28 protein-coding genes, 1 tRNA gene and 1 pseudogene are annotated in these 25,726 nt (G+C 62.5%); 17 read left to right on the top strand and 13 right to left on the bottom strand.

Going from position 1 to position 25,726, the window contains the following annotated elements:
- From ACTJKE_RS34150 to ACTJKE_RS34125, 6 genes and pseudogenes are all read right to left on the bottom strand, one after another.
- Positions 1-524 (bottom strand): annotated as a pseudogene (locus tag ACTJKE_RS34150) (electron transfer flavoprotein subunit alpha/FixB family protein); the annotation flags it as partial.
- Positions 525-546: 22 nt separating this feature from the next.
- Complete coding sequence (locus ACTJKE_RS34145) at positions 547-1,296, bottom strand: electron transfer flavoprotein subunit beta/FixA family protein (protein WP_057254773.1); 750 nt, start codon at positions 1,294-1,296, stop codon at positions 547-549.
- A gap of 291 nt (positions 1,297-1,587) precedes the next feature.
- Positions 1,588-2,379, bottom strand: a complete 792-nt coding sequence (locus ACTJKE_RS34140) for a rhomboid family intramembrane serine protease (protein ID WP_058325829.1) — start codon at positions 2,377-2,379, stop codon at positions 1,588-1,590.
- Between the two features lie 76 nt (positions 2,380-2,455).
- Entirely contained in the window at positions 2,456-3,034 is a 579-nt protein-coding gene (locus tag ACTJKE_RS34135) for a cob(I)yrinic acid a,c-diamide adenosyltransferase (RefSeq protein WP_058325828.1), read from the bottom strand.
- A 186-nt stretch (positions 3,035-3,220) separates the two neighbouring features.
- Positions 3,221-3,424: a twin transmembrane helix small protein gene (locus ACTJKE_RS34130; RefSeq protein WP_057254776.1), complete on the bottom strand. Its 204-nt coding sequence runs from the start codon at positions 3,422-3,424 to the stop codon at positions 3,221-3,223.
- 23 nt (positions 3,425-3,447) lie between these two features.
- On the bottom strand, positions 3,448-4,281 hold the full coding sequence (locus ACTJKE_RS34125; protein WP_113513428.1) for an SDR family oxidoreductase: 834 nt from the start codon (positions 4,279-4,281) through the stop codon (positions 3,448-3,450).
- A gap of 182 nt (positions 4,282-4,463) precedes the next feature.
- Here ACTJKE_RS34125 and ACTJKE_RS34120 point away from each other — a divergent pair, with 182 nt between their 5' ends.
- A complete protein-coding gene (locus ACTJKE_RS34120; RefSeq protein WP_058325826.1) occupies positions 4,464-5,372 on the top strand; it encodes a YihY/virulence factor BrkB family protein in 909 nt (302 codons plus the stop codon).
- Here ACTJKE_RS34120 and gluQRS read toward each other — a convergent pair.
- Positions 5,361-6,242, bottom strand: coding sequence for a tRNA glutamyl-Q(34) synthetase GluQRS (gene gluQRS, locus ACTJKE_RS34115; protein ID WP_057254779.1), 882 nt, complete (start codon positions 6,240-6,242; stop codon positions 5,361-5,363). The two genes, ACTJKE_RS34120 and gluQRS, sit on opposite strands and share 12 nt — an antisense overlap.
- Positions 6,243-6,296: 54 nt before the next feature.
- On the opposite strand from gluQRS, the gene ACTJKE_RS34110 reads away from it, so the two are divergent.
- Positions 6,297-6,944, top strand: coding sequence for a DNA-3-methyladenine glycosylase family protein (locus tag ACTJKE_RS34110; protein ID WP_057254780.1), 648 nt, complete (start codon positions 6,297-6,299; stop codon positions 6,942-6,944).
- Positions 6,945-7,051: 107 nt separating this feature from the next.
- Positions 7,052-7,609 (top strand): HNH endonuclease, encoded by a 558-nt coding sequence (locus tag ACTJKE_RS34105; protein WP_034797858.1) that lies wholly within the window; start codon positions 7,052-7,054, stop codon positions 7,607-7,609.
- 126 nt (positions 7,610-7,735) lie between these two features.
- Here the strand turns inward: ACTJKE_RS34105 and ACTJKE_RS34100 are convergent, their stop codons facing one another.
- Positions 7,736-8,248, bottom strand: a complete 513-nt coding sequence (locus ACTJKE_RS34100) for a disulfide bond formation protein B (protein WP_058325825.1) — start codon at positions 8,246-8,248, stop codon at positions 7,736-7,738.
- A 212-nt stretch (positions 8,249-8,460) separates the two neighbouring features.
- On the opposite strand from ACTJKE_RS34100, the gene ACTJKE_RS34095 reads away from it, so the two are divergent.
- Together ACTJKE_RS34095 and ACTJKE_RS34090 are read left to right on the top strand one after the other, a co-directional pair.
- Positions 8,461-8,545, top strand: a tRNA-Leu gene (locus ACTJKE_RS34095).
- A gap of 146 nt (positions 8,546-8,691) precedes the next feature.
- Entirely contained in the window at positions 8,692-10,332 is a 1,641-nt protein-coding gene (locus ACTJKE_RS34090) for an AMP-binding protein (protein ID WP_057254782.1), read from the top strand.
- 36 nt (positions 10,333-10,368) lie between these two features.
- On the opposite strand, the gene ACTJKE_RS34085 is transcribed toward ACTJKE_RS34090, so the two are convergent.
- Complete coding sequence (locus tag ACTJKE_RS34085) at positions 10,369-11,643, bottom strand: GNAT family N-acetyltransferase (RefSeq protein WP_057254783.1); 1,275 nt, start codon at positions 11,641-11,643, stop codon at positions 10,369-10,371.
- Positions 11,640-13,031, bottom strand: a complete 1,392-nt coding sequence (locus ACTJKE_RS34080) for an oligosaccharide flippase family protein (RefSeq protein ID WP_058323916.1) — start codon at positions 13,029-13,031, stop codon at positions 11,640-11,642. Before ACTJKE_RS34080 ends, ACTJKE_RS34085 begins: the two co-directional genes overlap by 4 nt.
- 127 nt (positions 13,032-13,158) lie before the next feature.
- On the opposite strand from ACTJKE_RS34080, the gene ACTJKE_RS34075 reads away from it, so the two are divergent.
- Positions 13,159-13,392, top strand: a complete 234-nt coding sequence (locus ACTJKE_RS34075) for a hypothetical protein (RefSeq protein WP_057254785.1) — start codon at positions 13,159-13,161, stop codon at positions 13,390-13,392.
- A 114-nt stretch (positions 13,393-13,506) separates the two neighbouring features.
- Here ACTJKE_RS34075 and secA read toward each other — a convergent pair whose 3' ends face one another.
- The gene (gene secA / locus ACTJKE_RS34070; RefSeq protein WP_058323917.1) at positions 13,507-16,221 is read right to left on the bottom strand and encodes a preprotein translocase subunit SecA; all 2,715 of its coding nucleotides are present in this window, start codon (positions 16,219-16,221) and stop codon (positions 13,507-13,509) included.
- A gap of 243 nt (positions 16,222-16,464) precedes the next feature.
- Here secA and ACTJKE_RS34065 point away from each other — a divergent pair, with 243 nt between their 5' ends.
- The 6 genes from ACTJKE_RS34065 to ACTJKE_RS34040 all read left to right on the top strand — a co-directional run bounded on the left by ACTJKE_RS34065 (position 16,465) and on the right by ACTJKE_RS34040 (position 20,810).
- Positions 16,465-17,322, top strand: coding sequence for a peptidylprolyl isomerase (locus tag ACTJKE_RS34065; protein WP_058325823.1), 858 nt, complete (start codon positions 16,465-16,467; stop codon positions 17,320-17,322).
- Between the two features lie 219 nt (positions 17,323-17,541).
- Positions 17,542-18,783 carry a bifunctional glutamate N-acetyltransferase/amino-acid acetyltransferase ArgJ gene (gene argJ / locus ACTJKE_RS34060; protein ID WP_058323919.1) on the top strand — a complete coding sequence of 414 codons (1,242 nt, stop codon included), beginning with the start codon at positions 17,542-17,544 and terminating at the stop codon, positions 18,781-18,783.
- 58 nt (positions 18,784-18,841) lie between these two features.
- Entirely contained in the window at positions 18,842-19,657 is an 816-nt protein-coding gene (locus tag ACTJKE_RS34055; protein WP_057254789.1) for a GNAT family N-acetyltransferase, read from the top strand.
- A gap of 4 nt (positions 19,658-19,661) precedes the next feature.
- Positions 19,662-20,075: an 8-oxo-dGTP diphosphatase MutT gene (mutT, locus tag ACTJKE_RS34050; RefSeq protein WP_057254790.1), complete on the top strand. Its 414-nt coding sequence runs from the start codon at positions 19,662-19,664 to the stop codon at positions 20,073-20,075.
- Between the two features lie 179 nt (positions 20,076-20,254).
- Positions 20,255-20,575, top strand: coding sequence for a hypothetical protein (locus ACTJKE_RS34045; RefSeq protein WP_057254791.1), 321 nt, complete (start codon positions 20,255-20,257; stop codon positions 20,573-20,575).
- Between the two features lie 67 nt (positions 20,576-20,642).
- Positions 20,643-20,810 carry a Flp family type IVb pilin gene (locus tag ACTJKE_RS34040; protein WP_082616149.1) on the top strand — a complete coding sequence of 56 codons (168 nt, stop codon included), beginning with the start codon at positions 20,643-20,645 and terminating at the stop codon, positions 20,808-20,810.
- A 26-nt stretch (positions 20,811-20,836) separates the two neighbouring features.
- Here the strand turns inward: ACTJKE_RS34040 and ACTJKE_RS34035 are convergent, their stop codons facing one another.
- Positions 20,837-21,715 carry a methyltransferase domain-containing protein gene (locus ACTJKE_RS34035; protein WP_057254792.1) on the bottom strand — a complete coding sequence of 293 codons (879 nt, stop codon included), beginning with the start codon at positions 21,713-21,715 and terminating at the stop codon, positions 20,837-20,839.
- Positions 21,716-21,773: 58 nt separating this feature from the next.
- On the opposite strand from ACTJKE_RS34035, the gene ACTJKE_RS34030 reads away from it, so the two are divergent.
- The 5 genes from ACTJKE_RS34030 to ACTJKE_RS34010 all read left to right on the top strand — a co-directional run bounded on the left by ACTJKE_RS34030 (position 21,774) and on the right by ACTJKE_RS34010 (position 24,882).
- A complete protein-coding gene (locus tag ACTJKE_RS34030; protein WP_058325822.1) occupies positions 21,774-22,550 on the top strand; it encodes a ComF family protein in 777 nt (258 codons plus the stop codon).
- A 47-nt stretch (positions 22,551-22,597) separates the two neighbouring features.
- Positions 22,598-22,855, top strand: coding sequence for a glutaredoxin 3 (gene grxC, locus ACTJKE_RS34025; RefSeq protein WP_057254794.1), 258 nt, complete (start codon positions 22,598-22,600; stop codon positions 22,853-22,855).
- Between the two features lie 71 nt (positions 22,856-22,926).
- Entirely contained in the window at positions 22,927-23,784 is an 858-nt protein-coding gene (locus ACTJKE_RS34020) for a carbon-nitrogen hydrolase family protein (RefSeq protein ID WP_058325821.1), read from the top strand.
- Positions 23,781-24,209 (top strand): DUF1178 family protein, encoded by a 429-nt coding sequence (locus tag ACTJKE_RS34015; RefSeq protein WP_058325820.1) that lies wholly within the window; start codon positions 23,781-23,783, stop codon positions 24,207-24,209. The genes ACTJKE_RS34020 and ACTJKE_RS34015 overlap by 4 nt, the downstream gene beginning before the upstream one ends.
- A 106-nt stretch (positions 24,210-24,315) precedes the next feature.
- On the top strand, positions 24,316-24,882 hold the full coding sequence (locus ACTJKE_RS34010) for a GNAT family N-acetyltransferase (protein ID WP_058325819.1): 567 nt from the start codon (positions 24,316-24,318) through the stop codon (positions 24,880-24,882).
- Between the two features lie 26 nt (positions 24,883-24,908).
- On the opposite strand, the gene ubiG is transcribed toward ACTJKE_RS34010, so the two are convergent.
- On the bottom strand, positions 24,909-25,655 hold the full coding sequence (gene ubiG / locus ACTJKE_RS34005; RefSeq protein WP_093236124.1) for a bifunctional 2-polyprenyl-6-hydroxyphenol methylase/3-demethylubiquinol 3-O-methyltransferase UbiG: 747 nt from the start codon (positions 25,653-25,655) through the stop codon (positions 24,909-24,911).
- Positions 25,656-25,726 lie beyond the last annotated feature (71 nt).

Below are 25,726 nucleotides of genomic sequence, written 5' to 3'. Positions count from 1 at the left end.
TTGGCGGCAGCCGCGACACTTTCGATCGCAGCCGAACCGCCTTCAGCGGCAGAGGCGAAGGAGGCGGTGCGCACGGTGATGACGCGCTTGGCTTCCGTCGTCTGTACCGTCTGGATGGCGTTGCCGGCATAGATCGGGCGCTTGAAGGTGTCGGAAGAGACGACCTCGATGATTTCCGAGACCTGGGCGACGTCGAGCAGCGCTGCGACGCGCGGCATGACGTTCTTGCCGACAGAGGTCGCCGCTGCGACGATCGTGTCGTAGTTGCCGGCGAGCGATACGATGAGGGCTGCCAGCGGCTCTGCGAGGTTGTTGGCAAGCGAGGCGTCGTCGGCGACGAGCACCTTGGCAACGCCTGCGAGCTTGGACGCCTGTTCGGCTGCCACCTTGGCGCCGCTACCGGCGACCAGCACATGCACATCGGCTCCAGTCCCACTGGCGATCTTGGAGGCGGCGGTCAGCGCCTTGGCGGTCTGGTCGGAAAGGTGGTTGCTGTCGTGGTCAGCCAGAAGAAGAATGGCCATGATGATATCTCCCTTCCTTAAATCAGAGCACGCCGGCTTCGGTCTTGAGCTTTTCGACGAGCTCGGCGACCGACTTGACCTTGATGCCGGCCTTGCGGCCCGACGGCTCCTCGGTCTTCAGCACCTTGAGGCGGGCAGCGGTGTCGACGCCGAAGTCCGCAGGGGTCTTCTTGTCGAGCGGCTTCTTCTTCGCCTTCATGATGTTGGGCAGCGAGGCGTAGCGCGGTTCGTTGAGGCGCAGGTCGGTGGTGACAACTGCCGGCAGCTTGATGTCGATGGTCTGCAGACCGCCGTCGACTTCGCGGGTCACGGTTGCCTTGCCATCGCCGATCTCGACCTTGGAGGCAAAGGTGCCCTGGGCCCAGCCGAGCAGAGCCGACAGCATCTGGCCGGTCTGGTTCGAATCGTCGTCGATCGCCTGCTTGCCGACGATGATCAGGCCCGGCTGTTCGGCTTCGGCGACGCCCTTGACGATCTTGGCCACAGTGAGCGGCTCGACCTGGTCTTCGGTCTCAACCAGGATGGCGCGGTCGGCGCCCATGGCAAGGGCCGTGCGTAGCGTCTCTTCGGCCTTGGCCGGACCAACGGAAACGACGACGACTTCCTCCGCCTTGCCGGCTTCCTTCAGCCGCAGCGCTTCTTCGACCGAGATTTCGTCGAAGGGGTTCATCGACATCTTCACGTTGGCAAGCTCGACGCCCGAACCGTCTGCCTTCACGCGGATCTTGACGTTGTAGTCAACCACCCGCTTCACCGTCACAAGTATTTTCATGGATTCTTCCCTCCAAGAGCTTTCGCAGGAAAATGCGCCTTAACGGAGCCGCCTGATTGTCGGTTGGCGACATCGATACGCGTTTTTTCTCCAATTACAATCGCTGTGCATGGCGCTAAATCGATATAATCCCGAGAATTGGAATGACGTTTACGTACACGTAAGATAAGCGGATGGCAAGCGGGTTCCGAGGCCAGTCTTCTACAGGTCGTCAATGCGGGGCCGGGGGCAGGCAAGTCCTTGAAAAACCGCCCGATCCGCGTTGATTGGGCGGAAAAGGCCAGGCTCCGCTCAGCTCTGGCGTCCCCAGGGCATCGGCGGTTTTGTCGCATCCGGAGCCGGCTGCTGCCTGGCCGTGACCGGTTCCGCCTTGTGGCGGACGGCGCGCGGCGTGACGATGGTGCGGTCGAAAAGCGGTACGTCGCGGCGTCGCAAAATGACCACCAGGATGAGGCCGGCGACGATGCCGCCGACATGGGCACTCCAGGAAACGCCGCTGCCGGGATCGACGACCAGCATGAAGAATTGCTGGCCGATCCAGAAGGCCAGCGGAATGGCCGCGGGCAGGGGCAGCGGGATGCGGACGAACACCAGAACCCAGACGCGCACCTTCGGATGCAGCAGGAAATAGGCGGCGACGACACCTGAGATCGCGCCGGATGCGCCGATCAGCGGTGCCTCTGAGGCCGGATCGAGAAGCCCATGTGCAAGGGCTCCGGCGGCGGCGCAGAGGAGATAGAAGGCGAGATAGCGGAAATGCCCGAGCGCGTCTTCGACATTGTCGCCGAACACCCAGAGGAACAGCATGTTCATCGCCAGATGCATGAAGTCGCCATGCAGGAAGGAATAGGTGACGAAGGTGAAGCCATCGGGAACGATGATCAGTGACGGATCGAGCTGGGCATAGTCGAAGATGAGCGCCGGGATATAGCCGAAGCCGAGGATCGCGGCATTGGCGAACTCTTCCGAGGCGATCGGCCCGGTGATCAGCCAGACGACGATGTTGATGACGATCAGGCTGATCGTGACGTACTGGACCTTGATGTGCTTCAGGGTGTTCGTATCGTGAAGCGGTATGAACATGCTCTCTCCCGAAGCGTCGTTCCATGCCACGGTTCCTCAACCCGAATCCGGCTTGGGAACGATGCGGAAGCGGACGTTATCTGTTTTTTCCGGGAATCCAAAGGACGTCGGATTGACCTTTGTCATTTGCCGAACGCGCCGCGACAAACAGGAAATCGGAGAGGCGGTTGATGTAGGCGATCGCCTCTTTGCTGACGATCTCTCCTTCGACGTTGGCGAGCGCTACCATCTGCCGCTCGGCCCGCCGCGCGACGGCGCGGGCGACATGCAACGCCGCTGAGGCAGGACTGCCGGCTGGAAGCACGAAGGAGCGCAAGGGTTCGAGCTCGGCATTCAGCCGGTCGATTTCGGTTTCCAGCCAGGTTACCTGCGCTGTGACGATCCGGAGCGGTTCGTATTGCGGCGGTTCGCCGGTGTCGGGCGTTGCGAGATCGGCGCCAAGATCGAAGAGATCGTTCTGGATCCGCATCAGCGCGTCGTCGAGCGTCGGGATGTCGGCCGTGTGCTGCCGCGCCAAGCCGACGAAGGCGTTGGTTTCATCCACCGCGCCATAGGCATCGACCCGGAGGTCGCTCTTGAGGCGGCGCGGACCTGTAACAAGCCCGGTGGTGCCGTTGTCACCCGTCCGGGTGTAGATCTTGTTGAGCTTCACCATCTGTCGTCACGGTCCTCTAGAGCAATTCCAGGAAAGGTGTGAAACGGCTTTCCGTCCGGAATTGCGTCATCTAGGTCGGGCAATTCCAGGAAAGGTGTGAAACGGCTTTCCGTCCGGAATTGCGTCATCTAGGTCGGGCAATTCCAGGAAAGGTGTGGAACGGCTTTGCGTCCGGAATTGCGTCATCTAGGTCGGGCGGCCGCCGCCGGTGACCCACAGCGTTACCATGATCAGGACGATCGCGATCGCTTGCAGCAGCACGCGGGCCTGCATCAGCTTGTTGGATTTGCTGGCGCTGCCGCCCCTCATCATGTTCAAGAGGCCGCGGAGCAAAACTATGGCGACCAAGCCCATGACGAACAGGGTCAGGCCGGTGAAGAAACTAGACATCGCATTCTTCCTTGCATTTTTACTCAGCCAAGTCGGCCGATGATGCGATAAAACAACGCTGCCGGCAGGAGCTTTTTCAGAAGCGCGCCCTGCCTGGCGGGCCTTGTTACAATATAGTGCGGTTTTGGTTTCTTTGCTGTCAGCGCGTGCTTCAAAACCGCATAAACCGCATCCGGGCCGAGCTTGCCGGGCGCGGGTTTGCCTTCGCCTCTCAAACGTCGCATCTGCCGTTCATATTCGACACGGTGCACCGAATTCTTGAGATCGATGAAACGCTCGATATAGGCAACGGCATTGGTCGTGAACTTGGACGTGATCGGTCCGGGCTCAATGAGGCTCACCTCGATGCCGCTGCCGGCAAGCTCCATCTTGAGCGTGAGCGACAGGCCCTCGATCGCAAACTTGGAGGCGTTGTAGGCGCCGCGCCAGCGATAGGGAACGATGCCGAGGATGGAGGAGCACTGCACGATGCGACCGCTGCCACGCGCCCGCATCGACGGAATCACCCGCCGCGTCAGGTCATGCCAGCCGATGACGTTGGTCTCGAGCTGAAGCCTAAGCGCTTCGGTCGGCAGGTCTTCGACGGCACCTGCCTGGCCATAGGCGCCGTTGTTGAACAGCGCGTCGATGCGTCCGCTGGAAAGCGCCAGCACCGTGTCTGCCAGGGCGGCGATGGTTTCCGGCTTGGTATAGTCCATCAGGAAGGTCTCGATGCCCTCAGCTTCAAGGGACTGGCGGTCTTCTTCCCGGCGCACGGTGGCAAAGACACGCCAGCCGTCGGCATGGAGCGCGCGCGCACAGTAGGCGCCGATCCCGGACGAACATCCGGTGACAATGATTGTGGGGCGATCAGTCATCCGATCGATTCCTGTAGAAATCCTGCCTCCGTTTCCCATATTCATCGGCGGGATACAATTGAATTGCGCAAGCCGGAACCCGCCAGCGTTGTCGCCGTTGGGATCGTGTGAAGCCAAGGAAACGGCACCGGGACGACAGCGCGGGAGTACGCGGTCGTGGAGCCCTGTAGGATTGGAATGGAATGCCAGCATTCATACGCATCACCTGGAAAGTCGTATTCGATGCGCTCTGGCATTTCAGCCTCGATGACGGTTGGGCGATGGCGAGCCATGTGGCTCTGTCGTCGCTGCTTGCCGTCTTTCCCTTTCTAATCTTCGGCACAGCACTCGGCAGCTTTCTCGGCGCTGATCAATTTGCCGAAACGGCCGTACACCTGATCTTCGACGCCTGGCCCGAATCGATCGCCAAGCCTGTCGCCGACGAGATCGTGCGGGTGCTGACGATCCCGCGCGGCGGGCTTTTGACCATTTCCGTTCTTGCCGCGGCCTATTTTGCCTCCAACGGCGTGGAAGCGCTGCGCGTCTCGCTGAACCGCGCCTATCGCGTCAGCGAGAGCCGTTACTGGTACATGACCCGGTTAGCGAGCCTCGGCTTCGTGCTCGCCGGCGTGCTGATCCTTGCGGCGCTCAGCATCCTGCTGGTCGCGGTGCCGCTGGCGGTGCGTTACACCGGGGAATGGTGGCCGTGGCTCGGCGGTGTGCTGGCGACAGTCGACAACTGGAGCCTGCCGCTCGCCCTGATCATGTTGACCGGTGGGCTGCTCGTGTCGCATCTCTGGCTGCCGGACGGTCACCGCAAGGTGGTCGACGTGCTCCCCGGCATCGTGCTGACGCTCGTCTGCTGGACGATCGGCGCCTATGCCTTCGCCTCCTATCTCGCGACCTTCGCCACCTATGTCTCGACCTATGCGGGCCTGGCGTCGATCATGATCGTGCTCGTGTTCCTCTACATGATCGCGGCGATCTTCATCATCGGCGCCGAGATCAACGCGGCAATCCTGAAATACCGGGTCAAACGCATGGTGCGGCGCAGCTTCCAGTTCCGCAGCGGCACCGATGCGGGCCGCGAATACGAGGACCTAAACGACTAGGGCCCGGACCTCTTCCGGGGTGCGGCCGGCGGCACGGAATGCCGCAATGCCGGTATCCTGGTTGCTCTTGGAGAGCTTGCGGCCATCCGGCCCAAGGATTAGCCGGTGGTGATGATAGAGCGGCTCCGGCAGGTCGAGAAGCCGCTGCAGCAGCCGGTGCACGGAGGTTGCGTGATAGAGATCGCGGCCGCGCACCACGTGGGTAATGCCCTGCAGCGCATCATCTGTCACGACGGACAGATGGTAGCTTGACGGTGCATCGGAACGCGACAGGATGACGTCGCCCCAGGCGGCGGGGTTGGCAGCAATGATGCCGGCTTCGCCCGCCGGCCCGGCACCGCTCTCGCTCCAGGTGAGGCGGGCGTTGCCGAAGAGGCTGATCGCTTTCTGCATGTCGAGCCGCAAGGCATAGGCTCTGCCACTCTCAAGCATGGCCGTTCGCTCACCGGTCGAATAGGTGCGCTCGCGTCCGGGATAGAGCGGACTGCCATCCGGATCGCGCGGCCAGGTCCGGCCGCCGGCTTCGGCTTCTGCGACGGCGGCCTTGATCTCGCCGCGGGTCATGATCGAGGGGTAGACCACGCCGAGTTCATTCAACCGTTCAAGCGCCGACGCATAGGCGCCGAAATGGTCCGACTGGCGGCGCACGGGGCGCTCCCAGTCCAAGCCGAGCCAGGCGAGATCCCTGGAGATCGCTGCCTCGAATTCCGGGCGGCAACGGGTCTGGTCGATATCCTCGATGCGCAGCAGGAAACGGCCGTTCGCGGCCTTCGCCATGTCGTGGTTCAGCACCGCGGAAAGCGCATGGCCGAGGTGAAGCAGGCCGTTCGGGCTGGGGGCAAAGCGGAAAACGGGTGGCGTGTCTGGCATCCTTTCCCTTTGCCATGGAAGGCGTATAAAAATCATCCGCTTTGTGGAGGCGTCATGCGGATCATCCGGACACATGAGGATATCGAAGCCGGGCTTTCCGGTCTGGTGATGCTCGATGCGCGTCTGGAGTACGTGGTCGCCAGGGCCGGGCCCGTGCCGCTCCGCCGAACCAATCCCGGTTACCGAGGCCTCGCCAGCATCATCGTCTCGCAGATGGTCTCGAAGGCAAGCGCTGCGGCGATCTGGCGGCGGATGGAAGAGAGGCTCGGCGAGGTGACGGCATCAGGGGTGATTTCGCTCAGCGATGAGGACTGCCGCGTCATCGGCCTCTCCCGCGCCAAGGCGGATGCGTTGCGTCGCGTCGCCGATGTGGTGGTGGGCGGCGAGATCGATCTCGATGCGATCTGCGACGCCGAAGCGACCGAGGCGATCCGGGACCTGACGGCGGTCAAGGGCGTGGGACGCTGGACGGCGGAGGTCTATCTGCTGTTTTGCGCCGGCCACCCGGATGTCTTCCCCTCTGGCGACGTCGCCTTGCAGAACGCGATCGGCCACGGGCTGGGCCTCGAATTGCGCCCGACCGCACGCGAAATTGATTCGCTTGCCGCCTCCTGGTCGCCCTGGCGCAGTGTCGCTGCGCGGCTCTTCTGGGCCTATTATGCACAGGAAATGCGCCGAGATGCTGTTCCTGTGACACCTTGAAGGAAAAAGCGAATCCAGCGCATGCATTTTTGTTTCCGGCTTCACAATCCTGTTGCAACGGGCCTAATATAGAAGGTGCAGATGCCGAATCGATCAGGAGAATACGCTTGACGATTGCAGTCTCACCTCAGGCCTTACCAGCGCTCGTCTTGAACGCTGACTATCGGCCGCTTAGTTACTACCCCTTGTCGCTTTGGTCCTGGCAGGACGCGATCAAGGCCGTCTTCCTTGACCGTGTAAACATCCTTGCCGAGTACGAACATTCGGTGTCGTCTCCGAGTTTCTCGATGCGACTGCCGAGCGTCGTTTGCCTCAAGAGCTACGTGCAGCCCTCGCGCCACCCGGCCTTCACCCGGTTCAACGTGTTCCTGCGCGATAAATTCGAATGCCAGTATTGCGGTTCGCCCGACGATCTCACCTTCGATCACGTGGTGCCCCGCGCTCACGGCGGCCAGACGACCTGGGACAACGTCGTCGCAGCCTGCTCCCCCTGCAATCTGCGCAAGGGCAGCAAGCTGCCGAAGCAGGCCGGCATGTTCCCGCACCAGAGGCCCTTCCAGCCGACGGTACAGGACCTGCACAACAACGGCCGGCTCTTTCCGCCGAACCATCTGCATGAAAGCTGGATGGACTATCTCTACTGGGACGTCGAACTGCAGCCCTGACGCTGTTCGTGCCTTCTTGCCGGATCAAGCCCCAGAGCGGGATCAGGACAGGTGCGTGCCTTCGCCAACCCGTGTCGGGTGGTTACGGCGCGAAAGTGTCCGCATTCCTGAGTCCGCCCAGGGAGATCAGCGCGCCTTTGCAGCGCCGCGCAGGGCGATCGCTGCGAGGATGAGGCTGGCGATCACGTTCCACCCGGCGAAGGAAAGGCCGAGCACCCGCAATGCGGCCTCCGTGCAGGACGGAGCGTGCTTCGAATCGAGATCGCCGAGCAGATCGCCGACATTCGACGACACGCCCTGTGCCGTCGTCGCGCAGGTGGAGGGGCCTTCCCAGAAGTGCCATTCGGCGCCCGAGTGATAGACGCCCATGCCGGCGCCGACGAGCATCAGAATTCCGACGATGGCGAGCAGCGTGCGTGTCAGCCACACCGGCAGCTTCAGCGCACTGGTGATGATGGCGAGAATGCCGACCGGAATGCCCCAGTAGTAGGGATCGCGCTGCAAAAGGCAGAGCGCGCAGGGGATGTAGCCACCGATATGCTCGAAGCCGAGCGCCCCGCCGACAGTTGCCGCCATGCCAAGTGTCACGACAATGGCGATCAGCAGGTGCTGGCGGGATTGGGTGGCGGCGTCGATCATCTATACCTCGCGGGCGGCAGCTCGGAACCGACACATGCCGCAGTGCAAACTGGATGGCGCCTTCTTAGGCAGGATCGCGCGCCCTGTAAATCGCGGTAGCCGCGACAGGTCCGCACGCTTTCGTGATTGTCATCGGGGCATGCTGAAAATGATGGTTGACCGCAGTGAAAACCTTCGTGTAAATCCGAGCCGCTGATATCGCACTTCCCTGAGCCCCATTGGCGGAATTGGTAGACGCGCTCGACTCAAAATCGAGTTCCGAAAGGAGTGCTGGTTCGACCCCGGCATGGGGCACCACCACACCACCCGAATTCACAGACATCATCCCCGACCGATGTTTCCGGCTTGGACGCGCCTTGGCCAGTGCTTGCCGCGCCGGTCATTGAACTGTCGCTTGCGAAGGTGTTAGGTGCGCTGCAGCAGAAATCTGTCATGGCAGTGTCATGTTACCGAGAATCGAGACTTACGACGAACTCTACCGCGCCTTCCAATGGCAGATCCCGGAGAGGTTCAACATTGGCGTTGCCGTCAGCGACGCCTGGGCGGCGCGTGAGCCGGAGCGCGTCTGTCTCCAGCACTTCGATTCCGATGGCGCGCATCGGGCGCTGACCTATGGCGAATTTGCCCGACAATCCTCTGCCTTCGCGCAAGGGCTCGTGGGCGAGGGCATTGCGCCGGGCGAACGTGTCGCAATTCTCCTGCCGCAGGGCTTCGAAACGGCGATTGCCCATGCGGCGATCTACAAGCACGGCGCGATCGCCTTGCCGCTTGCATTGCTCTTCGGCGTCGAAGCGCTCGAGTACCGGCTGCGTGACGCCGGCGTCGCGGCGGTTGTTACCAACGGTTTCGGCTTCGAGCGCATCGCCGCGATTCGGGACCGGCTGCCGGAACTGCGCCTCGTCGTGCTGGCGGAAGATCAGCCGCAGCCGGGGACGATCGCCTTTTCATCACTCGCATCCGGCGACCCCGAAGGCTTTGTGCCGGTGGATACGGGCCCGGACGATCCGGCGCTGATGATCTACACCTCGGGCACCACGGGGCCGCCGAAGGGGGCGCTGCACGGGCACCGGGTGCTGCTCGGCCATCTGCCGGGCTTCGAGTTTCATCATCATTTCCTGCCGCAACCCGGCGACCGCATGTGGACGCCGGCGGACTGGGCCTGGGCGGGAGGGCTGCTCAACGCGCTCTTGCCGTCGCTGCTTAACGGTGTGCCTGTCGTGTCATCGCCGGCGCAGAAGTTCGATCCGCATACCGCCTTTCGCATCCTGGAGGAGATGGACGTTCGCAACGCCTTCATTCCGCCAACGGCGCTCCGGCTGATGAAGGCGGTTGAGAAGCCGCGCGAGCGCTATCGCCTCAACCTCCGGACCATCGGTTCTGCCGGGGAATCTCTCGGTCGCGAGACCTATGAATGGGCAAAGGCGGCGCTCGGCCTCGAAGTGAGTGAGTTCTACGGCCAGACCGAGTGCAACATCGTCATCTCCTCGGCCGCCGATCTCGGCGTCGTCAAGCCTGGATCGATGGGCAAGGCGGCACCGGGCCACCGGGTGGCGATCATCGACGCCGAAGGTCATGAACTGCCGGCCGGAAGCGTCGGCCAGGTGGCGGTCAAGCGCCCGGATCCGGTGATGTTCCTCGGCTATTGGGGCAACGAGGCGGCGACGGAGAAGAAGTTCATCGGTGACTGGATGACGACGGGCGACCAGGGCGTGATGGACGAGGAGGGCTATTTCACCTTCTTCGGCCGGGACGATGACGTCATCACCTCGTCGGGTTACCGCATCGGCCCCGGCGAGATCGAGGATTGCCTTGCCGGTCATCCGGATGTGCAACTCGCCGCTGCCGTCGGCAAGCCGGATCCCGTCCGCACCGAGATCGTCAAGGCCTATGTCGTCCTGCGGCCCGGCGTGGTTGGTGACGAGCGTGTCGCCACGTCCGTTCGCGAGTGGGTGAAGACGCGGCTGTCGATGCACGAATATCCGCGCGAGATCGCCTTCGTCGATAGCCTGCCGCTGACGACTTCGGGCAAGGTTATCAGACGGTTCCTGCGCGAACAGGCAATAGCGGAGGCGCGCGGCAAGTGATGTCGCGAACGTCCCGCGGTGCCCAAGCGGACCTCTCTAGCGCCCGGCCAGCGCCTTGATCTTGTCACGCAGGATCCGCGCCATGTTGCGGGTGTTGCGGTAGAGGTGGAGCTGGGCTGCGACCTGGCGCACTTCGCGGTCGCGGGTTTGCTGCAGGCCGATCACCAGCGTGCCCATTTCCTCGCGCTCCTGCCAGAACCGGCTCATGACCGGGTGATCCGGCACGGCGCAGGAATCGGAGCGGGCGATGTTGGCATCGTCGAGGTGCCATTCCGTCAGTTCCGCCAGCAGCAGCTTGCCCGGGGAGAACTTGGCATAGCGCTCGTCGTACGCGGTCTTCCAGGTGTAGGCCTCGCCCGACATCAGGAACACCACCATGGATGCGATCGCCCTTCCGTCGAGGTCGAGCGTGTGGATGCGCACACTGTCGCCGTCGGCAAGATTGGTGATCGCCTCGCGGGCAAAGGCCGCACGGAAGCGATCGAGCACCATGGCGCTGCGGCCCTTTCCCTTCCATCCCGATGCTTCGAGCGCCAGGAATTCCTCCATGCGCAAGCGGACTTCGGCGGGTTGGCGGGCGACCGAATAGGTGAGCGCGCCTTCTTTTGCGAGGTTGTTCCACTGCCGCCGCAGCTCGCGGAAATGCGCTGGGCTGATGGCGTTGCGCAGATAGGTCGGACCGTCGAGCAGGCTTTCGAGCATGGGGCGGCTGAAGGTGTCGGTCACCGTCAGTGGCAGGTTGCGGCCGATGGCGACGGCGCGGGTGAGGCGGGCCACCTTGCCGTTGAGGCGCATGTCGGGAAGGACGAGCACTGAGGGCAGGCCGGTCGAGGGCGCGGTAAAGGCTTCGAACAGGTTGTCGATGGTTTCTGCCGCGTCTTCAGCGTCAAGAAGCGGGACGCCGAGCGGACCGAAGGGGTTCGACCAGGCGCGGATGATCGGCGCACCGATTGAGAAGCCGGGCTTTTCGATCGAGAACGGCATCAGGAACCGCAAGCGGCTGCGACGCTCGTCGTTGTCGCGCATGATGGCGAGCCGGATCACCCGTTCTTCGAGGCGGGGCATCGCCGGTGCAAGGAAGCGGCCGGTGAAGAAGACGTTCGGCTCCAGTGCCCGGTTCGACAGGAAGTCGAGCTCGCGCTGCAACTCGTAGCCGGCCTTGGCCGGGTAGATGGCGAGATGGCGTCCAGGGCGGCCGACCTCGATCAAATGCTCCGCGGTCGGGCCCGCATCGCCAGGCTGTGCCAGCCCGCCAAGGACCCGGGCGGCCCGACTGTTTGCATCGCTCGGAAGATTGGTATTGCCGATCATGGATGGACAGCCCCGTTGTTATCATTGCCGGCCCGCACGCTCGCGAAGGCGAAGAGCGCGAAGCCGAAGGTACGCCGGACGGCGATATGCAGCAACATCGCCTCGAAGAACATTGCACCTGCGGTTGCAAGAGCAGCGCCGGTCAGTCCGAGGAGAGGGATGAGGCTCAGGTTGAGTGCGATGTTGGCCACCAGCGCGCCGGCGTAGAGGATCACGCAGAGCGTCTGCTGGCCCGCCATCGTCAGAAGCGTTTCCGCCGGGCCGACGAAGGCCTTGGCGAGAATGCCGCCAAAGAGGATCATCATCAAGGGCATGCCGGTGACGAAGGCCGGCCCGAAGAGCGAAAGCAGGAAGGGGCCCGCCAGCAGCACCAGCGCGCCAACCAGGAGCGACGGCCAGAAGGCCCAACGCGCGCTTTCGATCGCGATGCCCGCGAGCTGCCTGCGGTCACGGGCCATGGCGTTCGAAACGCGTGGGCCCGTTGCCGCCTTGACGGCGAACATGACGAAGTGCACCAGCGCCATGGTCTTGGCGGCTGCGAAGTAGATCGCGACGTCCTCGGGATCGAGATAGAGGCCGACGATCACGACGTCGGAATTGGTCAGCAGGAAGCCGAAGCCATCGACCAGGAAGATGGGGATCGAAACCCGGAGCCAGCGGCCAAGCTCGATCCGCCGCGGCCCTTCCACATAGCGCGAGCGGAGACGATAGGTCAGCACGAGGAACTGCGAGACGGTTGTGACATAGGCGGCCGCCATGGCCGCGACCATGGCCGTTTGCGCCGTGTGGGGCGCGCCTGCCGTGACTGCCAGCACCATGAATGCCAGCACCAGCAGGGGGCGGATGATGAAAGTGGGGCTCAGGGCGGAGAGCGCCCAGCCATGGGCCCGCGAGGTTCCGTCCATCACGTCGCCAAGGGCGATCATCGGCAGGGTGAAGAGGCCGAGATAGAGCGGCACGAGGTAATAGGCGTCGATGTGCGCCGAAAAGAGCCAGAGGCCGAGCAGACCGACGACGGCGACCGTGGTGGCGGAGGTGAGGGCGAAAACGCGCACTGTCGTCGTTACGCCACGAATCTCGTCGAGCGCCGCAGTCGCCTGATACTCCGGCAGGAAACGGATCACGACGGAATGGAAACCGACGCAGGAGAGGCTGCCGAAGAGGATCACCAGCACCCAGACGAAGACGAAGATGCCGTATTCGAACTCGCCCATCATCCGGGCGAGGATGATCTGCGACAGAAAGGCGATGGCGGCGCTGAAAATGCGAACCGCGAAGGCGACGAGCGCCATCCGGCGGGCCGTGTTCTTCATGTCGGTGCCGGTCAGAATAGCGGCAACTGCGCCGATCAGCGCGGACAGGCGGTGTCTCAGCGCCGACGGCAGCATTCGTCCGGCCGTTTGACATACCGCCATGAACACGAGAACACCCTGAGATTACGCAATACAGGGCTTCAGTACTGCCAGAACAGCGTTAACAAACGGTTCAGCGCGGTTGTATTGGCGGGACGAGGCAATGCCGAAAAGCGACAGTGAGCGAGAACGGATGATGCGGGCGAAATCCATCGGCTGGCGCATGGTCGGCTGTCTCGAGGAGACCGGCATTGAACGGCTCGCTGATCTGAAGGCGGCGAATGCGGAAGACATCGCCTTCCGCATCGACACCACGCTCGGCCGCCGCCACATCAACAACACGGGCATTCGCGCGCTCGAAAACCTGATCACCTACGCCAAGTCGTTCGATCGCTAGAGCATCCCGCGCGCTCCAGGAAGCGCGCTACCGGAAACGAAAATGCCGCCCGAAGGCGGCATTTCCTGTAAGGAACCCGGGAGCGGAGAAACCCGCACTTTTATCCTGCGTCTCTTATGCCTCGTAGATGCCGTGGCAGTGCTTGTACTTCTTGCCGGAGCCGCAGGGGCAGAGTTCGTTGCGCGAGACCTTGCCCCAGCTCGACGGATCGCTCGCATCGCGCTGCACGGGGGCCGTGGCCAGAAGCGTTCCACCGTCGCCACCAAAGTCGTCTTCGCCCGTCAACGGGTCGATATGGTGGCCGTGCATGACCGGCGGTGCCGGCTGCGGCGCTTCGGCTGCTTCGCGCACCAGTTCGACGCGCATGAGTTGTGCGGTTACCGCCTGGCGCAGGTTGCCGAGCAGGGCCTGGAACAGTTCGAAAGCCTCGGACTTGTATTCCTGCAGCGGGTCACGCTGTGCGTAGCCGCGGAAGCCGATGACCGAGCGCAGGTGATCGAGGTTGACGATATGCTCGCGCCAGAGATGGTCGAGCGTCTGCAGCACGACGGAGCGCTCGACATACTGCATGATCTCCGGACCGAAACGTTCCGCGCGATCTGCGGCTTCCTTCTCGGCGGCGGTGGTGACGCGTTCGAGGATATCGGCCTCGTCGATGCCTTCTTCGGCCGCCCATTCGACGACCGGCAGATCGAGATTGAGGTATTGCTGCACGTCGGCCCTGAGGCCCTCGACGTCCCACTGCTCGGCATAGGCCTTCGCTGGAATGCGCTTGCCGACCATGTCCTCGATGACCTCGGTGCGCATGTCGGTCACGGTTTCGGTGACGCTTTCGGCATCCATCAGCTCGATACGCTGCTCGAAGATCACCTTGCGCTGGTCGTTGAGCACGTCGTCGTATTTCAGGAGGTTCTTACGGATGTCAAAGTTGCGCGCTTCGACCTTCTTCTGTGCGCGCTCGAGCGCCTTGTTGATCCAGGGATGGACGATCGCTTCGCCTTCCTTGAGACCCAGCTTCTGCAGCATGCTGTCCATGCGGTCAGAGCCGAAGATGCGCATCAGGTCGTCCTGAAGCGACAGGTAGAACTTGGAGCGGCCCGGGTCGCCCTGACGGCCGGAACGGCCGCGAAGCTGGTTGTCGATGCGGCGGCTTTCGTGACGTTCGGTCGCGAGAACGTAGAGGCCTCCGGCAGCGAGCGCCTGCTCTTTCAGCTTCTGCACTTCGGCGCGGATCGCCTCGATGCGCTGGTCGCGCTCCGGGCCGGGCTCGATTTCCGAGAGTTCCTGCTGGATGCGCATGTCGATGTTGCCGCCGAGCTGGATGTCGGTACCGCGGCCGGCCATGTTGGTGGCGATCGTGACCGCGCCCGGCACGCCGGCCTGGGCGACGATGAAGGCTTCCTGCTCGTGGTAGCGCGCGTTCAGCACCTGGAAGTTCGCAAAGCCGGACTTCTTCAGGAGGTCGGCAAGCTGTTCGGACTTTTCGATCGAGGTCGTTCCGACCAGCATCGGCTGGCCACGCTCGTGCGCCGACTTGATCTCGTCGATGATCGCCTTCAGCTTTTCGCCTTGCGTACGATAGACCTCGTCGTCCTCGTCGATACGCTTGATCGGCAGGTTGGTCGGCACTTCGATCACTTCGAGGCCGTAGATGTTGCCGAACTCTTCCGCTTCGGTGGAGGCCGTACCGGTCATGCCGCCAAGCTTGGAATACATGCGGAAGTAGTTCTGGAAGGTGATCGAGGCGAGCGTCTGGTTCTCAGGCTGGATCTGCACCTTTTCCTTGGCTTCGAGCGCCTGGTGCTGGCCTTCGGAATAGCGCCGTCCCGGCATCATGCGGCCGGTGAACTCGTCGATGATGACGATCTCGCCGTTGCGAACGATATAGTCCTTGTCGCGCTGGAACAGCTTGTGGGCCTTGAGCGCGTTGTTGACGTGGTGGACGATCGCGACGTTTTCGATGTCGTAGAGCGATTCACCCTTGAGAAGACCCGCCTCGCGCAGAAGGTTTTCGAGCTTCTCCGTGCCGTCTTCCGAAAAGTTGGCCGAGCGCTGCTTCTCGTCGATTTCGTAATCCTCGGCCGAAAGCAGCGGAATGAACTCGTTGATCGTGTTGTAGAGATCCGAGCGGTCGTCGAGCGGGCCGGAGATGATCAGCGGCGTGCGCGCTTCGTCGACGAGGATCGAGTCCACTTCGTCGACGATCGCGAAGAAGTGGCCGCGCTGGACCATCTGGCCGCGCTCGTACTTCATGTTGTCGCGCAGGTAGTCGAAGCCGAGTTCGTTGTTGGTCGCGTAGGTGATGTCGCAGGCGTAGGCGTCGCGGCGCTGCTCGTCGGTGAGACCGTGGACGATGACGCCCGTCGTCATGCCGAGGAAGCTGTAGACGCGGCCCATGGTGCCGGCGTCGCGCTGGGCGAGGTAGTCGTTGACGGTAACGACATGTACGCCTTTGCTGGCGAGTGCATTCAGATAGACCGGAAGCGTCGCGACGAGGGTTTTGCCTTCACCGGTTTTCATTTCGGCGATCGCGCGCTCGTGCAGGATCATGCCGCCGATGAGCTGAACGTCGAAGGGACGCAGGCCGAGCACGCGGCGGGCGGCTTCGCGAGCAACAGCAAAAGCCGGTACCAGCAGGTCATCGAGCGTCTTGCCGTCGGCGAATTGCTGGCGGAATTCCACGGTCTTGGCGGCGAGTGCCTCATCCGACAAAGCCTTCGTTTCGGCTTCAAGTGCGTTGATGGCGTCCACCCGAGCCTTGTAGCCGCGCACGCGACGTTCATTGGCGGAACCAAACAACTTGCGGGCTAGGCCGCCGAGACTGACCATACGAATGGTCCTTTCTTTTTTGTTGCCTTAGGTCTCATGGCCGCGCCGCGAAAACCGCGCAATGCCGTGAAACGCCCGGAAACTGTTCTGGACGCGAGGTTGCGTGACAGATAAGAGGGGGGTCGAATTATGTCAACGCACTTGCACTGCCGGACGGCTACAGAACCGCCACATTCTGGTGGTGTGCAGCCGCTACAAGTCGCAGGTAATTGCGCCGAAGGCTAATGTGAAAGGTTAGTGAGCATGTCCAAGTTGAAAACCCTGGCCGCCGCGGCACTGGTTGCGGCGATGGCCGTTCATGGTGGCGCGCGCGCGGAAGACGCCGATCCGGTGATCGCCAAGGTTGGCGGCGAGGAAGTGCGCCAGTCCGAGCTCACGCTGGCGCTGGGCGGTCTCGACCCGCAGCTGCAGCAGATGCCGGAGGAGCAGAAGCGCGCCGCCGCCCTCTCGGCGATCATCGACGTCAAGCTCCTTTCGAACACTGCCGAAAAGGAAGGCCTGCAGGATGATGCGGCCTTCAAGCAGCGCGTCGCCTACCTGACCGAGCGCGAACTGCACAATGCCTACTTCAAGAAGCATGTCGTCGACGCCATCACCAAGGAAGAGGTGAAGGCGCGCTACGACAAGGAGATCGCCGCGATCCCGGTGCAGGAAGAGGTGAAGGCACGCCACATCCTGGTCAAGACCGAGGATGAGGCCAAGGAAATCATCAAGGAACTCGACGCCGGCAAGAGCTTCGTCGATCTCGCCAAGGCGAAGTCGACCGATCCGAACAAGGACGACGGCGGCGACCTCGGCTACTTCACCAAGGGCCGCATGGTGCCGGAATTCGATACAGCTGTCTTCGCACTCGACAAGGGTGCCTACACCAAGACTCCGGTCAAGACCCAGTTCGGCTTCCACGTGATCCTGGTCGAAGACAAGCGCCCGCAGGCCCCGCCGCCGCTGGAGCAGGTCGAGCCGCAGGTTCGTCAGCTTGTCATGCGTGACAAATACGTTGAGCTGCTTGCTGCCGCCAAAAAGGACGCAGGCGTCGAGATTTCCGATCCCGCTTTGAAGAAGGCCTATGACGAGGCCAACAAGGCGCAGGAAGCCAAGTAATTTCGATTGGCAGGCCCTGCCGCTCGCGGGACCTGCCATCACCGCTTTTTGTCGATGCCCGGCGGTGAAAACCGTTCGGGCATTTGTCGCAAGATAGATCTGGAGCAGCTTCGGTTGTAAACCGCTCCAGGTCTTTGTTCTTACGCATTTCCTGACGGAAAACCGCTACGCACTTTTCCTGGAAATGCTTTGGCCCCAACACGTCACAGCAGGTTTCCCATGTCCGGCTCCGTTTCTCCGCTTGCTCCGAAAACCTTCGCCGAAATGCCTTCCGTCCGCGGTGTCCGCATGGCGACCGCTGCCGCCGGCATCAAGTACAAGAACCGTACCGACGTGCTGATGATGGTGTTCGACAAGCCGGCCGCTGCAGCCGGTGTTTTCACCCGCTCCAAGTGCCCGTCTGCTCCTGTTGATTTCTGCCGCCAGAACCTTGCCGGCGGCATCGCGCGCGCTGTCGTCGTCAACTCCGGCAACGCCAATGCCTTCACCGGCAAGAAGGGACGCGAAGCCACGGAATTGACTGCAAAGTCTGCGGCGAAGGCAGTCGGCTGTGCGGAGAGCGAAGTGTTCCTCGCTTCGACCGGCGTCATCGGCGAACCGCTGGATGCGACCAAGTTTGCGGGCGTGCTCGACGATCTGGCCGTTGCCGGCAAGGAAGATTTCTGGTTCGAAGCCGCCAAGGCGATCATGACGACGGATACCTATCCGAAGGTTGCGACCCGCATGGCCGAAATCGGTGGCGTCAAGGTCACGATCAACGGTATTGCCAAGGGCGCCGGCATGATCGCGCCCGACATGGCAACGATGCTCTCCTTCGTGGTCACCGATGCAGACATCGCGCCGGCCGCACTGCAGGCTCTGCTTTCCGCGGGCGTCGGCCCGACCTTCAATTCGGTCACGGTCGACAGCGACACGTCGACCTCCGACACGCTGATGCTTTTTGCAACGGGTGCGGCGGCAGCCGACGGGCAGCCGGCAATCTCCGACGCGGCCGATGCGCGCCTCGACGCCTTCCGCGTCGCGCTCAACGACCTGCTGCGCGATCTGGCGCTCCAGGTGGTGCGCGATGGTGAAGGCGCGCGCAAGATGGTCGAAGTCACCGTCGAAGGTGCTGAAAACGACGCAGCCGCCAAGCGCATCGCGCTCTCGATCGCCAATTCGCCGCTGGTGAAGACGGCGGTTGCTGGCGAAGACGCCAATTGGGGCCGCGTGGTCATGGCCGTCGGCAAATCAGGCGAGATGGCGGAACGCGATCGGTTGGCGATCTGGTTCGGCGATGTGCGGGTGGCCGTCGAAGGCGAGCGCGATCCGACCTATTCGGAAGCGGCTGCCACTGCCGTCATGAAGGCCGAGGACATCACCATCCGCGTCGATATCGGCCTCGGCTCCGGTCGCGCCACGGTCTATACCTGCGACCTTACGAAGGAATATGTCGAGATCAACGGCGATTACCGCAGCTGAGGCTCCGGTCGAGCGATCGTAAGCAGTCTGGTATCCCGGACTGGCGAGAGGTAGCAAAATGACATCGAGTGATGCTCGGCCGGCGGGCAACGTCGCGGCCGAAGGTGGGGAAGTGGTAATGGTGGATCTTCCGAGCGTGCGCCGTCTCGAGGCCGTGGGCTTCCGGGCCTGGCCGGCAGCATCGGTGCACTATGACGGCAGCTGGCTGATCCGGCTCAACGCGGGCCATGATTCCAAGCGTCTCAACTCCGTCAACCCGCTCGATCCATCCGACTATCGCGATATTCCAGTGCGCCTTGAAAAGGCGGCCAGGCGCTTTGCGGACTATGGCCGGCCCCTGACCGTGCGCCAGACGCCGCTGACGCCGCCGCAACTCGTTGCCCATATGGATGCCGAAGGCTGGACGGCATTCAGCCGCAGCCTGGTGATGACGGCCGATCTTGCCGAGCGTGAATTCGGCGACGGCATCGATCACCTGCCGATCAAGGACGTCGGTCGCTTCGTCGATGCCTGTATCGGCATCGCCAAGGGCGATCCGAAGAGGAAGGCGGCGCTTACCGAGATCATCAATGCGATCAAGCCGGAAAGCGGCCTCTTCCTGTTTGAAGATGCCGAGACCGGGCCGACCGCCGTGGCACTCGTCGTGCAGGACAACGACCTCGCCGGCATCATGCAGTTTGCCGTGGACGAGCGGGTTCGCGGGAAGGGTGTCGGCAAGGCGATGCTCGATGTCTGCCTGCGCTGGGCGCGGCTGCGGGGAGCAAAAAAGGCCTGGCTGCAGGTCGAGGCGGAAAACAGCGCGGCGCTGGCGCTTTATCGCGGTGCCGGTTTCTCCGAGGTCTACAGCTACATCTACAGAACGCCGGGGGCTTGAGGCCATGAACGTCAGCGGAAAGAAGATCGTCCTCGTCGCCGCCTGCGCCCTGGTCGACAGCGACGGCCGCATTCTGCTGGCGCAACGGCCGGAAGGAAAGTCGCTTGCGGGTCTTTGGGAGTTTCCGGGCGGCAAGGTCGAAGCCGGCGAGACGCCCGAGGAAACCCTGATCCGTGAGTTGGACGAGGAACTCGGCATCCGCACCAAGGTCGCGTGCCTCGCGCCACTGACCTTCGCCAGCCACACCTATGAGGACTTCCATCTGCTGATGCCGCTCTATGTCTGCCGGCGCTACGAAGGGGTGGCGACCGGACGCGAGGGCCAAGCGATCAAATGGGTCAGGCCAAAGGCCCTGCGCGACTACCCGATGCCGCCGGCTGACGAGCCGTTGATACCATTTCTTATGGATTTGCTCTGAACCTACCCGAAATCTGATTGATTATTAATCGATCGTTTATCTCCCTCGCGCAAAGATAGCTCAATTCATTTTCGGTACGCATTGTTGGTGAACGGCGTACTGATTTCAGGCAGTGCGGTGGAACCAAGCTTGGGAAGGGCGCTTGCGTTCGCCGTGCTTTGTGCGTTTGTGAGGCTGGGATGGTGGACGACGATTTCTGGAGCACGGTTCAGGAAAAGGATCTGGTGACTAATCAGTCCCGCCGGACGGGTGTGCTCAATCTGTCCCTGCTGTTTGGAACGGCAGTGATCGCGCTGACGCTGATCCTGACGCCGATGCTGTCTTCGAAGAACGACAGGCGCATCATGGCCAATACGCCCGTCGACTACGACAATATTTCCACCGGCTCCATCCCCTCGAGCGGGACCACCAAGCGCTATACGGTACGGCGTAGCGTGCTGCAGGAGATGCCCGGTGCGGTCTGCATCATCGATGCGGACGGTCGCAAGAGCGGGTGCTGACCCGAACGCCTCCGGTTTTCGGCTGCTGCCGCACGTTTCGGACTGAACACGAACCGGACTGGGGAGCATGGAAAAGCTGAAACGCCTGTTTCGCGATAGAAGCGCTGGTATCGCAATCGAGTACGCGCTCATCGCCGCCATCGTCTCCCTGAGCGTGATCCTCGGGGCCGAACAGATCGGCAACGTCCTCTCAGCCGTCTACAACTCCGTCGCGACGGCTTTTCAGGGGGCCTGAGTTCGGGGCAAACACGACCGCCCTTGTTAAAGCGGTTGTTCCTTGGTGCCGAGCGCTGTCGACAGCCGCTGCTTCGCGGAGCCCGGTTTCAACGGCTTCTGCTGGCTTTCATGCGGCGCCCATCCGGACAGATAGATCACCGAGAATGTCGCGCGGACGCGGCCGTCCGGATCGGAGAAGCGTTCGGCATAGATTTCCGCGGCCCGCAGGAAGAAGCGACGCGAAACGGGCAGGCGGCTTCGGGCAGTGAGCGGGCTGGCCATGCCCATGGCGCGCAAGTCGCGCATCAGCGCAAACAGTGAATCGTAACGCACCGTATAGGTTTCGGTGTCCGTGACCGGCAGCGCGAAGCCGGCGCGTTGCAGCAGCGCGCCCACATCGCGGACATCGGCGAAGGGGATGACCCGCGGACTGGCTCCGCCCGTCAATTCCGCCTCGGCGGCTAGGAGCGCTTCGCGCAGTTCCTGCAGCGTACCGCTGCCCGGGATGGCGGCGAGAAAAAGCCCGTCGGGCTTCAGCGCCCGACGAACCTGGATGAAGGCGCCCGGCGTGTCGTTGGTCAGGTGTAGGGAGAGTGGCGAAACCACCAGGTTAAAGCTTTCCGGTTCGCCCGGAACCTCTTCAAGCGAGGCGATCGTTACCGGTGCTTGCGCAGAACCAAATCGCGCATCCGTTTCCACGCGCTCGACGGCACCGACCTTGCCCGTTGCCATGAGATGGTGGGCCGTTTGCCCGGTGTAGCCGTGCAACTCCAGCGCGCGATCGAAGTGACGTTCGACCACGCTGACGCGTTCGGCGAGTTCCTGGGCGACGATATCGAGAAGGAAACCGGCCTTCGGATCGGCGTTTCTGAGCGCCCTTGCCCGATGTGCCTCGACGAGGCTCTGGTCAAAGATTTTTTCCACGATACTGTCTCCGCAAGCTGGCCAGCAAAAAGACCTTCGGAGGTTCAAAGTCAACAGCATGGCATGGGAGAGACCGCTGTTTCCGGAGGAAGGGTGGGGGTGGGTGCTGCGGGGGCTCGTCTCCGGGGCGGTCGATCTCGTCTATCCGCCGGTCTGCTGCGGTTGCGGCCGGATGGTAGGCAGCCATCGCGCGGTTTGCGCTCCTTGCTGGTCGACGTTGCCGCTGATCGAGCGCCCTTTTTGCGATATTCTCGGGACGCCCTTTTCGGTCGACCATGGGCCGGGCTCGGTTTCGCCCGAAGCCATTGCCAATCCGCCGGCCTTCGACCGTCTGCGGTCGGTGGCAATCCATGAGGGCATTGCCCGTGATCTGGTGCACGGGCTGAAATATCGCGATCGCACCGATCTTGCGCCGATGATGGCGGAATGGATGATCCGGGCGAGTGACGGTGCGGTTGCCTCGGCCGATGCGATCATCCCGGTGCCATTGCACGCCTTTCGGCTCTGGAGGCGTCGGTTCAACCAATCGGCGGAACTGGCACGGGCCATCGCGCGGCTCTCCGGCAGGCCTTATCAACCCGATGTGCTCAAGCGTATCCGACGCACAAGCCGGCAGGTGGGCCTTGCCCGGCAGGCACGTGAGGACAATGTGCGCGGTGCCTTCGCGGTCTCGGAAGACGGCAAGGCGGGTCTCCGTGGGAACAGCGTGGTTCTCGTCGACGATGTATATACGACCGGTGCAACCGTCTCTGCAGCGACCCGTGCGCTGAAGCGGGCGGGAGCCGGGCCGGTCACGGTTTTGACCTTTGCAAGAGCCATATCCGGTCTTATATGACAATCAGTTATCCGGCACGGTGGCCGGTGAAGGAGCGATTGAGGATCATGGCTTCAGTGGTCATTTATACGCGTCAGTTCTGCGGTTATTGTTCGGCGGCCAAGAAACTATTGGAAACCAAGGGCGTGCCCTTTCTCGAACATGACGCAACCTATGATCCGAAGGTGCGGCAGGTGATGATCGAAAAGGCGCATGGCGGCTCGACCTTCCCGCAGATCTTCATCAATGACATTCATGTCGGCGGCTGTGACGATCTGCACGCGCTGGAACGCGCCGGCAAACTCGATGCGCTGCTGGCGGCCTGAGGCGGATCTGACGTTTCGCACATCGCCAACGCGAGGCTGTGTTGGCCGCGTGCACCAGGAGTAGAACGACGATGACCTTCAAGGCTGCAGCCATTCAGATGTGCTCCGGCGTCGATCCGCTAGACAACGCGGAGACGATGGTCCGGCTGGTGCGCGAGGCGGCGGCTCAAGGGGCGATCTATGTCCAGACGCCGGAAATGACCGGCGCGCTCCAGCGGGACCGGGCGGCTCTGCGCGCGATCCTGAAAGATGAGGCGAACGACATCATTGCCGGTGCAGCGGCGAAGCTCGCCGGTGAACTCGGGATCTACCTCCATGTCGGCTCGACGCCGATCGCGCTTGCCGACGGCAAGATCGCCAATCGCGGCCTCTTGTTCGGACCAGATGGTCACAAGATCTGCGACTATGACAAGATCCACATGTTCGATGTTGACCTCGACAACGGCGAAAGCTGGCGGGAAAGTGCTGCCTATCAGCCCGGCGGCACGGCACGCATTGCCGATCTCGACGTCGGCAAGCTTGGTTTCACCATCTGCTACGACGTGCGCTTCCCGGAGCTCTTCCGGCAACAGGCGGTCGCCGGCGCCGAGATCATGTCGGTTCCCGCCGCCTTCACGCGCCAGACCGGCGAGGCGCATTGGGAAATCCTCCTTCGCGCCCGTGCGATCGAGAACGGTCTCTTCGTCATCGCCGCGGCGCAAGGCGGCACGCATGAGGACGGGCGCGAGACCTTCGGCCATTCGATGATCGTCGATCCCTGGGGCAGGGTGCTTGCTTCGGCCGGACCGAGCGGCGAGGCGATCGTGCTTGCCGAAATTGATGTCGCCGCCGTGCATGCGGCACGCGCAAAGATACCGAACTTGAAGAACGCCCGCAGTTTCGTGCTCGATGAAGTGGTGCCAACCGGGAAGGGAGGCGTTGCCGCTTGATCCGCTATACAATTTCCTGCGACAACGGCCACGCCTTCGAAGGCTGGTTTTCGTCGAGTGACGATTTTGACCGCCAGGTCGACCGCAAGCTGGTTTCCTGTCCCACCTGCAATTCAACGTCCGTTGCCAAGCAACTGATGGCGCCTTCGGTCGCGACCGCGCGCAAGAAGGAAGCGACGCGGGCGGTGATCATGGATCAGGCGCAGAAAGAAACGATCGCCAAGATCCGCGAACTGGTGAAGACCGTGCGCGAGAACGCCGAGGACGTTGGCGAGCGCTTTCCCGAGGAAGCGCGCAAGATCCATTACGGCGAAGCGGAAGAACGCGGCTTGATTGGTAAGGCGACGGCGAAAGAGGCTGTGGCGCTGCTTGAGGAAGGAATTGCGGTCGCGCCGCTGCCGATCTTGCCTGACGAGGTCAACTGACGCGCGGTCTATTGGCGCCTCGGGTTCGCGTTATTTGCTACCTGCTCTTTAAAAACAACGTCTTGCTTCCCACCTCGCGGCTTCGCAACGGGAGATTTTTCAGCCAATGACTTTGTCCGAGCTTCGCATTTCCACCGATCGCCTCGTCATCCGGCCATTTGTGCCCGACGATTTTGCAGCCTTCTTCGCCTATCACCGGCTGCCGGACGTCTATCGCTATCTCTATCAAGAACCGCTGGACGAGACGGCTGCGCGAGCGAAGTTCGCCAAGGCTTCAGCGCCGGAACTTGCTGACGACGGGGATGTCGCGGTGTTCGCGGTCGAACGCCAGGAGGATGGCGCTCTGATTGGCGAGGTGCTGCTGAAGCTCGCAAGCCGGGCGGCCGAGCAGGCGGAGACCGGCTACATCTTCAATCCGGCATTCGCCGGCAAGGGCTATGCCACCGAGGCGATGCGCGCCATTCTCGATCTCGGCTTTTCGACGCTGCACTTCCACCGGATTTTTGCCCGGCTCGATGCGCTGAACAAGGGATCGGTTGGTGTCGTCGAACGTCTCGGCATGCGCCGCGAAGCGCATCTGATCGAGAATGACCGGTTCAACGGCACCTGGGGCGACGAACTCGTCTATGCGCTGCTGAAACGAGAATGGCAGGCCAAGTCTGAGATCGGCTGAGTCCGCAGACGAGCCGGCCAGCGGCGTTACAGCGGACGCTTGGCGACGAGCATGTAGTTGACGTCCATATCCTTGGACAGGTTCCACTGATTGGCGAGCGGATTGAAGAAGACGCCGGTGCGTTCAGTGACTTCGAGACCGCTCGCTGAGAGCGGCTTTTCCAGTTCTTCCGGGCGTACCAGCTTTTCATACTGGTGGGTGCCGCGCGGCAGCCAACGCAGCACGTTTTCGGCGGCGAAGATGGCAAGGGCTGCTGCCTTCATGGTGCGGTTGATCGTGGCGACGAACATCAGACCGCCAGGTCGAACCATATGGGCACAGGTGGTCATGAAGAAATCGACGTCGGCGACGTGCTCGACCACTTCCATATTGAGCACGATGTCAAAACTCTCGCCGGCTTCGGCGAGCGCTTCCGCGGTCACAGCGCGATAGTCGACCGCCACGCCGCTCCCGGCCGCATGCGTCTTGGCGATGCCGATGTTTTTCTCTGAGGCGTCGGCGCCGAGGACGTCTGCACCCATGCGCGCCATCGGCTCGGACAGGAGGCCGCCGCCGCAGCCGATATCGAGCAGCCGCAGACCTTTCAGCGGTTGCGGGCCCTTGGGATCGCGACCGAAATGTTCGGCCACCTTGTCGCGAATGTAGGCAAGGCGAACGGGATTGAACTTGTGCAGCGGCCGGAACTTGCCGGTCGGGTCCCACCACTCCGCAGCCATGGCGGAGAACCGGTCTACCTCGCTCTGGTCGATCGTCGTGCGTGCGGTCTCGCTCATGTCGCCGTCTCCTTGCATCGTCTCTGGTGAAGTCGGACGATCGGGCAGGGAAGTCAAGAGCCGACGCTGGG

Source organism: Ensifer sp. 22521 (assembly GCF_052044795.1).
GTDB lineage: Bacteria > Pseudomonadota > Alphaproteobacteria > Rhizobiales > Rhizobiaceae > Ensifer.
The sequence above is the reverse complement of the archived record's forward strand: the minus strand, read 5'-3'. Positions and strand labels throughout refer to the sequence as shown.

Bases quoted from the DNA above. Each gene is read 5' to 3' on its own strand.
- ACTJKE_RS34145 (WP_057254773.1), bottom strand. From the start codon at position 1,296: ATGAAAATACTTGTGACGGTGAAGCGGGTGGTTGACTACAACGTCAAG.
- ACTJKE_RS34140 (WP_058325829.1), bottom strand. From the start codon at position 2,379: ATGTTCATACCGCTTCACGATACGAACACCCTGAAGCACATCAAGGTC.
- ACTJKE_RS34135 (WP_058325828.1), bottom strand. From the start codon at position 3,034: ATGGTGAAGCTCAACAAGATCTACACCCGGACGGGTGACAACGGCACC.
- ACTJKE_RS34130 (WP_057254776.1), bottom strand. From the start codon at position 3,424: ATGTCTAGTTTCTTCACCGGCCTGACCCTGTTCGTCATGGGCTTGGTC.
- ACTJKE_RS34125 (WP_113513428.1), bottom strand. From the start codon at position 4,281: ATGACTGATCGCCCCACAATCATTGTCACCGGATGTTCGTCCGGGATC.
- ACTJKE_RS34120 (WP_058325826.1), top strand. From the start codon at position 4,464: ATGCCAGCATTCATACGCATCACCTGGAAAGTCGTATTCGATGCGCTC.
- gluQRS (WP_057254779.1), bottom strand. From the start codon at position 6,242: ATGCCAGACACGCCACCCGTTTTCCGCTTTGCCCCCAGCCCGAACGGC.
- ACTJKE_RS34110 (WP_057254780.1), top strand. From the start codon at position 6,297: ATGCGGATCATCCGGACACATGAGGATATCGAAGCCGGGCTTTCCGGT.
- ACTJKE_RS34100 (WP_058325825.1), bottom strand. From the start codon at position 8,248: ATGATCGACGCCGCCACCCAATCCCGCCAGCACCTGCTGATCGCCATT.
- ACTJKE_RS34090 (WP_057254782.1), top strand. From the start codon at position 8,692: ATGTTACCGAGAATCGAGACTTACGACGAACTCTACCGCGCCTTCCAA.
- ACTJKE_RS34085 (WP_057254783.1), bottom strand. From the start codon at position 11,643: ATGATCGGCAATACCAATCTTCCGAGCGATGCAAACAGTCGGGCCGCC.
- ACTJKE_RS34080 (WP_058323916.1), bottom strand. From the start codon at position 13,031: ATGCTGCCGTCGGCGCTGAGACACCGCCTGTCCGCGCTGATCGGCGCA.
- ACTJKE_RS34075 (WP_057254785.1), top strand. From the start codon at position 13,159: ATGCCGAAAAGCGACAGTGAGCGAGAACGGATGATGCGGGCGAAATCC.
- secA (WP_058323917.1), bottom strand. From the start codon at position 16,221: ATGGTCAGTCTCGGCGGCCTAGCCCGCAAGTTGTTTGGTTCCGCCAAT.
- ACTJKE_RS34065 (WP_058325823.1), top strand. From the start codon at position 16,465: ATGTCCAAGTTGAAAACCCTGGCCGCCGCGGCACTGGTTGCGGCGATG.
- argJ (WP_058323919.1), top strand. From the start codon at position 17,542: ATGTCCGGCTCCGTTTCTCCGCTTGCTCCGAAAACCTTCGCCGAAATG.
- ACTJKE_RS34055 (WP_057254789.1), top strand. From the start codon at position 18,842: ATGACATCGAGTGATGCTCGGCCGGCGGGCAACGTCGCGGCCGAAGGT.
- mutT (WP_057254790.1), top strand. From the start codon at position 19,662: ATGAACGTCAGCGGAAAGAAGATCGTCCTCGTCGCCGCCTGCGCCCTG.
- ACTJKE_RS34045 (WP_057254791.1), top strand. From the start codon at position 20,255: ATGGTGGACGACGATTTCTGGAGCACGGTTCAGGAAAAGGATCTGGTG.
- ACTJKE_RS34040 (WP_082616149.1), top strand. From the start codon at position 20,643: ATGGAAAAGCTGAAACGCCTGTTTCGCGATAGAAGCGCTGGTATCGCA.
- ACTJKE_RS34030 (WP_058325822.1), top strand. From the start codon at position 21,774: ATGGCATGGGAGAGACCGCTGTTTCCGGAGGAAGGGTGGGGGTGGGTG.
- grxC (WP_057254794.1), top strand. From the start codon at position 22,598: ATGGCTTCAGTGGTCATTTATACGCGTCAGTTCTGCGGTTATTGTTCG.
- ACTJKE_RS34020 (WP_058325821.1), top strand. From the start codon at position 22,927: ATGACCTTCAAGGCTGCAGCCATTCAGATGTGCTCCGGCGTCGATCCG.
- ACTJKE_RS34010 (WP_058325819.1), top strand. From the start codon at position 24,316: ATGACTTTGTCCGAGCTTCGCATTTCCACCGATCGCCTCGTCATCCGG.
- ubiG (WP_093236124.1), bottom strand. From the start codon at position 25,655: ATGAGCGAGACCGCACGCACGACGATCGACCAGAGCGAGGTAGACCGG.